Source organism: Streptomyces sp. NPDC003943, assembly GCF_053605265.1.
Window position 1 is genome coordinate 78,369 of the sequence record NZ_JBSGIW010000020.1, and the last position, 10,121, is coordinate 88,489.

A 10,121-nucleotide genomic window follows, 5' to 3' on the forward strand; every position below is an offset into this window, starting at 1 on the left:
AGCGCGGGGCTCGGGGGACGCCCGGGGGGACCGGGGGGAATCCCGGGGCAGGGCCCATGCGCACCGTACGGACCCGAATGGAGGGGCCGGGCCGAGCCGCCCGGCCCCTCCGTCATGTCCGCGGACCTGACGAAGTCGCCCGGCCGGTTCGCCGCCGCGGCCCAGGTCGGCGCATGATCGGCGGACCTCGTGCGGCGGCTGGTGGGGACCGGTCGTCGCCGTGGGGGGACGCACGCCACGCGCGCGCAGAGGGGGGAAGGGCCCGGACCGGGGGGAACCGGTTCCGGGCCCTTGCCATATCCGCCGCTCAGGGGCGGCGCGACCGCAGCGCGCCCTTCAGCACCTTGCCGCTCGCGTTCCGCGGGAGTTCCGCCACGAACTCGACCTCTCTCGGGACCTTGTAGTTGGCCATCTCCCGGCGCGACCAGGCGATCAGGTCGTCGGCGGTCAGCCGGGCGCCCGGGCGGCGGACCGCGAAGGCCTTGCCGACCTCGCCCAGCCTCGGGTCCGGGATGCCGATGACGGCGACGTCGGCGATGTCGGGGTGGAGGCCGAGGAGTTGCTCGATCTCGGCCGGGTAGGCGTTGAAGCCGCCGACGATGAACATGTCCTTGACCCGGTCGGTGATGCGGAGGTTGCCGGCGTCGTCGAGGACGCCGACGTCGCCGGTGTGCAGCCAGCCGTCGGGGTCGATCGCGGCGGCGGTCGCGGCCTCGTCCTCGTCGTAGCCCCGCATGACGTTGAAGCCCCTCACCAGGACCTCGCCGGCCTCCGAGAGGCGGAGCTCCGTGCCCGGGATCGCGCGGCCCGAGGTCGTCGCGATCACTTCCGCCGGGTCGCCGCGGCGGCACATCGTCACGATGCCGCTCGCCTCGGAGAGGCCGTACGCGGTCAGCACCGTGGCGACGCCCAGTTCTTCCCGCAGCCGCTCGACGAGCCGCAGCGGGACGACCGCGGCGCCCGTCACGACGAGGCGGAGGGAGGAGAGGTCGTGGGCGGCGCGGGAGGGATGGTCGAGGAGGGACTGGTGGAGGGTGGGCGGGCCGGGGAGGACCGTGATCCGCTCCGCCGCGATGTTGGCGAGGACGGTGTCGACGTTGAAGACGGGCTGCGGGACCATCACCGCCCCGCGCATCACACACGCGATGATCCCCGCCTTGTAGCCGAAGGTGTGGAAGAAGGGGTTCACGATCAGATAGCGGTCGCCCTCGCGCAGCCCGGCGAGCTCGCTCCACACCGCGTAGCAGCGCAGCGTCTGCTCGTGGGTGATGACCGCGCCCTTGGGGCGGCCCGTGGTGCCCGAGGTGTAGATGATGTCCGAGGGGAGGGAGGGGTGCACGGCCTCCGCCCGCGACCGCACCTCGTCCGGCCCGACCGCCGCGCCCTCCGCCAGGAACGCCTTCCACGTCGTGTACCCCGCCTCGTCCGGCGCCGTGTCCCCGAACACCACCACCCGCTCCAGGTCCGGCAGCGCCGCCCCGGCCCGCCGCAGCGACGCCACGTACGAGGTGCCCAGGAAGGTGCCCGTCACGAACAGCAGCCGCGCCCCCGACCGCGCGAGCACGTCCGCGGCCTCCGTGCCCTTGAAGCGGGTGTTCAGCGGGACGAGCACCGCGCCGGCGGTGACCGCCCCGAGGGCGGAGACGATCCAGTCGAGGCTGTTGGGCGCCCAGATCGCGACCCGGTCCCCCACGCGTGTCCCGGCGGCGAGGCAGGCCGCCGCCGCCCGCTCGACGCGCGCGCCGAGTTCCGCGTACGTGATCCGGGCGCGGCCGTCGACGACCGCCTCCCGGTCGCCGTACCGCTCGGCCGACCGGCGCACCAACTCCGGTATCGAGCCCCACTCCATGACCGCCCCCTCCGTAGCTGACTATCCGTCAGATTAGCTGTAGCCTGACGCGCTGTCAGCCACCGTCAGCCATCGGGCCAAGCCAGGGGGCGCCGTGCTCAAGGACCGCACCGCCATCGTCGGAATAGGGCAGACACCCTTCGCCAAACACCTCCCGGAGTCGGAGAAGACCCTCGCCTGCCGGGCGATCCTCGCCGCCCTCGACGACGCCGGCATCGCACCCTCCGAGGTCGACGCCTTCGCCTCGTACACCATGGAGGAGACCGACGAGGTGGAGGTGGCGAAGGCCATCGGGGCCGGGGACGTCACCTTCTTCAGCAAGGTCGGCTACGGCGGCGGCGGTTCCTGCGCCACCGTCGGCCACCTCGCCGCCGCCATCGCCGCCGGCCAGGCCACCGTCGGCGTCGCCTGGCGGTCCCGGAAGCGGGGCAGCGGGCCGCGGCCCTGGAAGAACACGGCCGTCCAGCTCCCCACCCCCGGGCAGTGGACCCGGCCCTTCGGACTGGTGCGGCCCGCCGACGAGATCGGCATGCTCGCCCGCCGCTACATGCACGAGTACGGCGCCACCCGCGACCACCTCTTCAACGTCGCCCTCGCCTGCCGCAACCGCGCCAACCAGAACCCGGCCGCGATCATGTACGACCGCCCGCTGACCCGCGAGATGTACATGACCTCCCGCTGGATCAGCGAACCCCTCTGCCTCTTCGACAACTGCCTGGAGACCGACGGCGCGCTCGCCTGCGTGGTCGTCTCCGCCGAGCGCGCCCGCGACTGCCGCCAGAAGCCCGTCTACGTCCACGCCGCCGCCCAGGGCCTGCCCGCCCAGCACCACGGCATGGTCAACTACTGGAACGACGACCCGCTCTCCGGCCCCGCCTGGACCGCCGCCCGGCACCTCTGGAAGAACTCCGACCTCACCCCGGACGACATCGACGTCGCCCAGATCTACGACGCCTTCACCCCCCTCGTCCCGCTCTCCCTGGAGGGCTACGGCTTCTGCGGCCGGGGGGAAGGCGCCGCCTTCACCGAGGGCGGCGCCCTGGAGATCGGCGGCCGGCTGCCCCTCAACACCGGCGGCGGCGGACTCTCCGAGGCGTACGTCCACGGCTTCAACCTCATCAACGAGGGCGTCAAACAGCTCCGCGGCGTCTCCACCGCCCAGGTGCCGGACGCCGCCGGCTGCCTCGTCACCGCCGGCGAGGGCGTCCCCACGTCCGCGATCCTGCTTCGATCCTGACTTCGAGCCCGAGGAGCCGAGATGCTTTCACCCCTCGTCGACGAGGACGGCGCCCCCTTCTGGGAGTACGCCGCCCAGGGCGAACTGCGCGTCCAGGGCTGCGCGGACTGCGGCGAACTCCGCTTCCCGCCCCGCCCCTGCTGCCCGCACTGCCAGTCCTTCGACAGCGAGTGGCGGCCGATGTCCGGCCGCGGCCGGATCTGGTCCTTCGTCGTCCCGCACCCGCCGCTGCTCCCCGACTATGCCGCCCAGGCCCCGTACAACGCGGTCCTCGTCGAACTCGCCGACGCCCCCCGCATCCGCCTCGCCGGCAACGTCGTCGCCACCCCCGACGCGCCCCTGAACTCCGTCGACCCGGCCCGGCTGCGCATCGGCGCCGCCGTGAAGGTCGCCTTCGCCGAGATCGACGGCGTCACCGTGCCCCGCTGGCTCCTGGAGCGCGCATGACGATCTCCGTGGAACGCGACAAGGAGACCGGCGTCGCCGTCGTCACCCTCGACCGCCCCGACAGGCACAACGCGATCACCCTCGACATGGCGCGGCGGCTCGGCGAGGTCTGGCGCGGCTTCCGGTACGAGGACGAGGTCCGCGCGATCGTCGTGACCGGGGCCGGCGGGCGGGCGTTCTGCACCGGCATCGACCGCGAGGACGCCGGCCGGGTGCCGCAGCCCTCGTCCCCGTACACGATCGACGACCCGCTCGTCGCCATCGGACCCAAGGCCAACGACCTGTGGAAACCGGTCATCGCCGCCGTCGAGGGCATGGCCTGCGGCGGCGCCTTCTACCTCCTCGGCGAGGCCGAGTTCCTGATCGCGGGCGAAGGCGCCGAGTTCTTCGACCCGCACACCACCTACGGCATGGTCAGCGCCTTCGAGACCATCCACATGGCGCAGCGGATGCCCTTCGGCGAGGTCGCCCGGATGGCTCTGATGGGCACCGCCGAGCGGATCTCCGCACGGCGGGCCCACGAGACGGGCCTGGTCTCCGAGCTGACGCCGAGGGGCGGGGCGCAGGCCGCGGCGCGGGCGGCCGCCGCGGTCATCGCCGGCTGCCCGACGGAGGCGGTGCAGGGCACGGTACGGGCCCTGTGGGCGGCCAGGGAGGCCGGCCGCGCCCAGGCCCTGGCGCACGCGCCGCACCTGGTGACGCTGGGGAACCTGCCGCCGGAGCGGCAGGCGGAGCTGTTCACGAGGAGGGGGACGGGCTTCAGGACGCGGTAGGGGAGGGAGTCGGGGTGCCCTGCGGAACCTCCCGCACCTCGTCCACGTAGCAGCGCTTCACCCGGCCGACGGCCGTCGGGTTCCTCATCGCGAGCTCGAAGGTCTTCGTGCCCCGGCTGCCGACCGTGACCACGGCGTCGGCCCGGTCCACCTCCTTGTAGGAGGCGTCGACGAACGCGACGACGACCCGGAAGGTCCTCGTGTCGAACTCCTCGGAGGTGATCTTCACGGTGGCCGTGGTGTCCGCCCGGCGGGCCGGCTTGCCCTTCCGCTTCGGCTGGGCCGGCTTGACGCAGTCGACCACGTCGGCGAACGCCTCGGCCGACGGGGACAGGCTCGGCGACGGCGTGGCCGTGGAGTCGTCCGAGCCGCCCGAGCTGCCCGAGTTGTCGTAGTCGTCGTCGTAGTCGTCGTAGTCGTTGTTCTTCTTCTTGGAGCTGGAACAGCCGCCGCCACCGCCACCGCTGCTCTTGCTCTTGCCCGACCGGCTGCTGCTCTTGCCGCTGCTGCTCTTGCCGCTGGAGCTCTTGCCGCCGCTGCCGTGGCCGCCGCTGCTGCCCGTCTGGAAACCGGTGAGCGCGAGCACCACCACCGTCAGCGTCGCCGCGAGCTTGAGCCGGGTGCGGACCATGGATGTTCCCCCTCCATTTCGACGTGTGCGCGTCACCTTAGCGCCGTACCGCGCCGGGCCGCCGTCGCGTGGCGGGCCCCGTACGCCCGGCGTAGCGTCGAGAACGGGAGTCCGACCGAAGGAGGCCGATCGGTGATCCGCAACATCGTCGGCTCGGTCCTGGCCCTCGCCGGAGCGACGGCCGCCGTATGGAGCCCCTTCCGTGCCTGGTACGACGGCCGTCACGGGCGCGACTACCGCATCGAGGACCTGTTCACCGGAACCGGGATCACCGACGTCAGGGCCGAGGTGATCGGCTCGGTCTTCCTGCCCATGGCGTTCGCCGCGCTGCTCGCCCTGATCGGGATCGTGCTGCGCTCCCGCGTGGTCGTCGCCGTCGCCGGAGTGGTCGTGCTCGGCTTCACCATCCTCTGGATGGCCCGGGTCGGGCAGGCCCAGAGCGGGCTGAACGTCGGATCGGACGGGCGGGGCCTCGGCAGCGGAGTCGCGCTGGCCCTCGGCGGCGGGGTGCTGCTGCTCCTCGGCGCGTTCGTGATGTCCGGGCGGCCCAGACCGCACGCCACCCGGGTGGACCGGCTGCCGCCGCCCACGCACCCGACGTCCGCCGGCCGGCCGCCGGAGGACCACCCGAGGCCGCCCGAGGCCGCCCCGCCCCCGTCCTCGGACGTGCCCTGGGACCCGGGGCGCGACGAGACGCCGCCGCCCCCCGAGCACCGGGCGTGACACCTGTTACGACGTGCGGTTCGTCGCCGTGCCCTTCACCGCGTCGAGCGCGTACACGCAGCGGTCCTTGCTGCACGCGTACACGACACCGTTCCTGGCGACCGGCGAGCCGGTGATCTCGCCGCCCGTCGCGAGCTTCCAGCGCAGCTGCCCGCCGCTCGCGTCCAGCGTGTAGAGGACGTGGTCGGCCGAGCCGAAGTGCACCCGCCCGTCGGCGACGACCGGCGTGCCGATCAGCTCGCCGCCGGCCGCGAACCGCCACTTCGGGGTGCCGGTGACCGCGTCCAGGGTGTAGAGCGCGCTGCCGCTGCCGACGTGCACGTTGCCCGCGGCGACGAGCACCGGCTCGGTCGACTGCCGGGGCTCGGTCGCGATCCGCCAGCGGTCCTTGCCGGTCGTCGCGTCGAGCGCGTACACCGTGCCGAGGTGGTCGGCGAGGTACACCCCGCCGCCCGTGACGGCCGGGCCGGGCGCGAAGGCGGGCGGCGAGAGGAAGACCGCCGGCGCCTCGAAGTGCCAGCGCACGTGACCGCTCGCGACGTCCACCGAGAGGACCCGGGTGCCGGCCGACACGTACACGCAGCCGTCCTCGGCCGGCGCCACCCGCACCGGCACGTGGGCGCAGGAGGCGGCGTCGCCGATCGGGTACGACCAGCGCTCCGTGCCCGTACGGGCGTCGAGCGCGAACAGCCGGGCGTCGCGCCAGACGTACACGGTGTCGCCGTGCACGGCCGGCCCGCCCTCCGGCGTCTCGAAGTCCGTCTGGGCGCCGGTGAGCTCCCACAGCTTGGCGCCGTTGGACGCCTCCCAGGCCTGGACGCCGCCGCCGCGCGTACCGGTGACGACGGTGCCCCGGTCCACCCGGAGGGAGTACACCCAGGCGTCCGTGTGCAGCCGCCACCGCTCGCTGCCGTCGTGGGCGTCGAGCGCGTAGAGGGTGGGGCCGTCGGAGCCGTGGATACGGCCCTGGGCCACGGCCATCGACCAGGCGACGTCCCGCGTCTTGAACTGGCGCCGGCCGCTCGCCGTGTCCAGGGCGTGCACCTCGAAGGAGGTGACGTAGAGCAGGTCGCCGTCGACGACCGGGGTGCCCCACACGTCGTTGGACATGCGGAAGCGCCACGGGCGCCAGTGCGCGGGCCCCTGCTGCGCGTCGGGCGCCTGGGCCGGGCCGGGCAGGGAGCCGGGCTGCGCACCGGGCGGCGGACCGGGCTGCGTTCCGGACATCGGGCGGGCGCCGGGCGGCGGGCCGGGCTCGGCGCCGTGCGGACCGCCGCCGGGCGGGCGGATCCAGCCGGTGGCGGTGCCGGCGGCGGCACCGAGGCCGACGCCGACGGCGGCGCGGGTGTCGGCCACCCGGGGGCCGGGGCCGATCGGCACGGCGGCGCCGGCGAGCCGTACCGGACCACCGTCACCGGGGGCGGGGGAGACGGCGGAGGCCCCGACGGGCTCGGCCGCGGGCCCGGCGTGACGGCCGCCGGGCCGGTCACCGGCGGGCCGCTCGCCACCGCGGGGATCGCCGGGCGGGCTCGGCGGCATCGGCGGCGCGACCGGGGGCGGCGGGCTGCTGGGCCGGCCGCCGCGGCGCGACTCGATCATGGCCGTGGCGCGCTGCGGCAGCCAGGCCGCGGCCGTGCCGCTGTCGTCGCCGCCGTCCGCCGAACCGAAGAGGTGGGGGGCGAGCATCGCCTGGAGGTCGGCCGGGGTGGGCCGCTGGGCGACGTCCATCCGCATGCAGGCGTCGATCAGCGGCCGCAGCTCGTCCGGCAGCCCCTCCAGGTCCGGGCCCTCGCGCAGCAGCATGAAGACCGTCTCGACGGGGTTGGCGCCGTGGTACGGGGCATGGCCGGTGGCGGCGAAGACCAGCATCGAGCCGAGCGAGAAGACGTCGCTGGCGCCGGTGACGCTGCGCGAGTCGCGGGCCTGCTCGGGCGACATGTAGGCGGGGGTGCCGACGGCGACGTTGGTCATGGTCAGGCGCGTGTTGGAGACGCCGGACGCGATGCCGAAGTCGATCACCCGGGGGCCGTCCTCGACGACGAGGACGTTGGACGGCTTGAGGTCGCGGTGGACGAGCCCGGCGCCGTGGATCGACTGCAGGGCCTCGGCGACCCCGGCCGCGAGCCAGCGCACCGCCTGGGCCGGGAGCGGCCCGCACTCGTTCACTATCTCTTCGAGGGAGGGAGCGGGGACGTACGCGGTCGCGAGCCACGGCACGGCGGCGCGCGGATCGGCGTCGACGACGGCCGCGGTGTAGAAGCCCGAGACCGCCCGCGCCGCCTCGACCTCACGGGTGAAGCGGACCCGGAACAGCTGGTCCTCGGCGAGCTCCGTCCGCACGGTCTTGATCGCCACGCGCCGCCCGGACGCCGAGCGCGCGAGATACACCAGGCCCATTCCGCCCGCGCCGAGCCGGCCCAGCACCTCGAAGGGCCCGATCCTTCTCGGGTCGTGCTGCGTCAGCTGCTCCACTTGCCTGCCACCTCCCCGTAGGGCCATGAGGGTACGGCCCCGTGGACCCTGATTGTTCCTGTCCGGGGCGGTGGTTGCGAACCCGGGGGCGGATCGGGGTGTCACAGGTCATATCGACCGTCCCGGCGCCTGTCCTTCCGGCTGCCTTCCGGCAGCCTTCCGGCCGCTCCGCCGCCCGTCACCCGGAGGGCTTCGCCGCCCGCTTCTCAAGGACCGCGAAACGCGCGCCCTGGTTGTCCTGGAGGACGGCGGTGCGGCCGTGCGGGGTGTCGGCGGGGGCGGTGGTGACGCGGCCGCCGAGGCGGACCGCGGTGGCGCAGGCGGTGTCGCAGTCGCGGACGGCGAAGTGGGCGAGGACGTGGCCGGGGAGCTCGGCGGGGAAGGCCTCGGTGATGACGGCGCGGCCACCGAAGGCGGCGGGCCAGGCGCCCGCTCCGGAGCGGGGCGGGGACCAGACGCGGTAGTCCGCCGCCGCTGGGTTCGTGGGGTCGGCGGGGGCCGTCTGGCGGCCGAGCCAGCCGAAGACGGAGGCGTAGAAGGTGTCGACCGCGTCCGGCTCCCTCGTATGGACCTCCAGCCAGCAGAAGGCGCCGGGCTCGTCGACGACCTCGAAGCCGTCGGGGTCACCGGCCTGGCGCAGCCCGAAGACGGCGCCGCCGGGGTCGGCGGCGAGGGCGAGGACGCCGAAGGGGCCGACGGGATAGGGCTCCATCACCATCCGGCCGCCGGCGGCCTTCACCCGCTCGGCGGCGATGCCGGCGTCGCCGACCGCCAGGTAGACGGTCCAGGTGGTGGGCATCCGCCCGTCCCGCTTGGGCAGGAGCCCGGCCACGCGGCGGCCGCGCAGCCGGGCCTCGTCGCGGTCGGGGTCGAAGCTCCAGCCGAACAGCTCGCCGTAGAAGCGCTTGCCCGCCTGGAGGTCGGGAAGCTGCGCGTCCACCCAGCACGGGGTGCCCTGTGTGAATACGGCCATGGCTTCAGGATGGGTGCCGGATCCCGGCCGCGCACCCGGCCCCACACCCTCCGAAATGCGAACATGTGTACCCATATGGCCGCCGGAGCCCTTGTCCCCCTTGGGTTCCGGGCCCGTTGTCCACCGAAGTTTTCCACAGGCTGTTAATAAGACGAATGAGGTGTGGACGGTGCCTGGACCGGGTGGTGAGGGGGGTTGCCCCCATTTGCAGTCGGCCGAATCGCGCGCCGATCACCCCTCGGTAAGCTGACGGCATGACAGGACAAGTACGCACCGTCGACGGCCGCGTGGCCGGACGACGCGGCCAGGCGACGCGGCAGAAGCTGCTCGACTGCCTCGGTGAGATGCTCAGCTCCTCGCCCTACCGGGACGTCAAGGTCATCGACGTGGCCCGGAAGGCGGGGACTTCACCCGCGACGTTCTACCAGTACTTCCCTGACGTCGAGGGCGCCGTCCTCGAGATCGCGGAGGAAATGGCCAAGGAGGGCGCGGGGTTGACCGAACTGGTCTCCGGCCGCTCCTGGGTCGGCAAGGCCGGCTGGCAGACCTCCGAGGAACTGGTCGAGGGATTCCTGGACTTCTGGCGCAAGCACGACGCGATCCTGCGGGTGGTGGACCTCGGGGCCGCGGAGGGCGACAAGCGGTTCTACAAGATCCGCATGAAGATCCTGAACTCGGTCACCAACTCCCTCACGGACGCGGTGAAGGAGCTCCAGTCGAAGGGCAAGGTCGACAAGGACATCAGCCCCGCGGCCATGGCGGGCTCGCTGGTGGCGATGCTGGCGGCGGTCGCCGGCCACCAGAAGGGCTTCCAGGCCTGGGGCGTGAAGCAGGCCGAACTCAAGCCGAACCTCGCCCTGTTGGTGCACCTGGGGATCACGGGCAAGAAGCCGACGAAGTAGCCCCGCAGCCCGGGGAGCACCCCGCTTCCTTCACCCGTCCTGTCGCGCCGGCGGTGGTTCCGTGCGCCGGCCAGGTGCAGCCATGACGCTTCAGGCAATTCGCATAGAAACAAC

9 protein-coding genes are annotated in these 10,121 nt (G+C 73.6%); 5 read left to right on the plus strand and 4 right to left on the minus strand.

Features of this window, described 5'->3' with window-relative positions; translation table 11 throughout:
• Nucleotides 1-307 precede the first annotated feature (307 nt).
• Nucleotides 308-1,849 carry a FadD3 family acyl-CoA ligase gene (locus ACWEV0_RS11790; RefSeq protein WP_453148683.1) on the minus strand — a complete coding sequence of 514 codons (1,542 nt, stop codon included), beginning with the start codon at nucleotides 1,847-1,849 and terminating at the stop codon, nucleotides 308-310.
• Nucleotides 1,850-1,943: 94 nt separating this feature from the next.
• Here ACWEV0_RS11790 and ACWEV0_RS11795 point away from each other — a divergent pair, with 94 nt between their 5' ends.
• From ACWEV0_RS11795 to ACWEV0_RS11805, 3 genes are read left to right on the plus strand one after another with little or no spacing between them, the layout of a single operon-like run.
• The gene (locus ACWEV0_RS11795) at nucleotides 1,944-3,086 is read left to right on the plus strand and encodes a lipid-transfer protein (RefSeq protein ID WP_453148684.1); all 1,143 of its coding nucleotides are present in this window, start codon (nucleotides 1,944-1,946) and stop codon (nucleotides 3,084-3,086) included.
• 21 nt (nucleotides 3,087-3,107) lie between these two features.
• Nucleotides 3,108-3,533, plus strand: coding sequence for a Zn-ribbon domain-containing OB-fold protein (locus ACWEV0_RS11800; RefSeq protein ID WP_453148685.1), 426 nt, complete (start codon nucleotides 3,108-3,110; stop codon nucleotides 3,531-3,533).
• On the plus strand, nucleotides 3,530-4,306 hold the full coding sequence (locus ACWEV0_RS11805; protein ID WP_453148687.1) for an enoyl-CoA hydratase/isomerase family protein: 777 nt from the start codon (nucleotides 3,530-3,532) through the stop codon (nucleotides 4,304-4,306). The genes ACWEV0_RS11800 and ACWEV0_RS11805 overlap by 4 nt, the downstream gene beginning before the upstream one ends.
• On the opposite strand, the gene ACWEV0_RS11810 is transcribed toward ACWEV0_RS11805, so the two are convergent.
• On the minus strand, nucleotides 4,293-4,937 hold the full coding sequence (locus tag ACWEV0_RS11810) for a hypothetical protein (protein ID WP_453148688.1): 645 nt from the start codon (nucleotides 4,935-4,937) through the stop codon (nucleotides 4,293-4,295). The two genes, ACWEV0_RS11805 and ACWEV0_RS11810, sit on opposite strands and share 14 nt — an antisense overlap.
• A 132-nt stretch (nucleotides 4,938-5,069) precedes the next feature.
• On the opposite strand from ACWEV0_RS11810, the gene ACWEV0_RS11815 reads away from it, so the two are divergent.
• Nucleotides 5,070-5,660 carry a hypothetical protein gene (locus tag ACWEV0_RS11815; protein ID WP_453148690.1) on the plus strand — a complete coding sequence of 197 codons (591 nt, stop codon included), beginning with the start codon at nucleotides 5,070-5,072 and terminating at the stop codon, nucleotides 5,658-5,660.
• 6 nt (nucleotides 5,661-5,666) lie between these two features.
• Here ACWEV0_RS11815 and ACWEV0_RS11820 read toward each other — a convergent pair whose 3' ends face one another.
• Nucleotides 5,667-8,132, minus strand: a complete 2,466-nt coding sequence (locus tag ACWEV0_RS11820; RefSeq protein WP_453148692.1) for an outer membrane protein assembly factor BamB family protein — start codon at nucleotides 8,130-8,132, stop codon at nucleotides 5,667-5,669.
• 178 nt (nucleotides 8,133-8,310) lie between these two features.
• Nucleotides 8,311-9,105: a VOC family protein gene (locus tag ACWEV0_RS11825; RefSeq protein ID WP_453148694.1), complete on the minus strand. Its 795-nt coding sequence runs from the start codon at nucleotides 9,103-9,105 to the stop codon at nucleotides 8,311-8,313.
• Between the two features lie 254 nt (nucleotides 9,106-9,359).
• Between ACWEV0_RS11825 and ACWEV0_RS11830 the strand changes: the two genes are divergently transcribed.
• Nucleotides 9,360-10,007, plus strand: coding sequence for a TetR family transcriptional regulator (locus ACWEV0_RS11830; RefSeq protein ID WP_453148696.1), 648 nt, complete (start codon nucleotides 9,360-9,362; stop codon nucleotides 10,005-10,007).
• The last annotated feature ends 114 nt before the right edge of the window (nucleotides 10,008-10,121 follow it).

Bases quoted from the DNA above. Each gene is read 5' to 3' on its own strand.
- ACWEV0_RS11800 (WP_453148685.1), top strand. From the start codon at position 3,108: ATGCTTTCACCCCTCGTCGACGAGGACGGCGCCCCCTTCTGGGAGTAC.
- ACWEV0_RS11825 (WP_453148694.1), bottom strand. From the start codon at position 9,105: ATGGCCGTATTCACACAGGGCACCCCGTGCTGGGTGGACGCGCAGCTT.
- ACWEV0_RS11830 (WP_453148696.1), top strand. From the start codon at position 9,360: ATGACAGGACAAGTACGCACCGTCGACGGCCGCGTGGCCGGACGACGC.
- ACWEV0_RS11790 (WP_453148683.1), bottom strand. From the start codon at position 1,849: ATGGAGTGGGGCTCGATACCGGAGTTGGTGCGCCGGTCGGCCGAGCGG.
- ACWEV0_RS11805 (WP_453148687.1), top strand. From the start codon at position 3,530: ATGACGATCTCCGTGGAACGCGACAAGGAGACCGGCGTCGCCGTCGTC.
- ACWEV0_RS11810 (WP_453148688.1), bottom strand. From the start codon at position 4,937: ATGGTCCGCACCCGGCTCAAGCTCGCGGCGACGCTGACGGTGGTGGTG.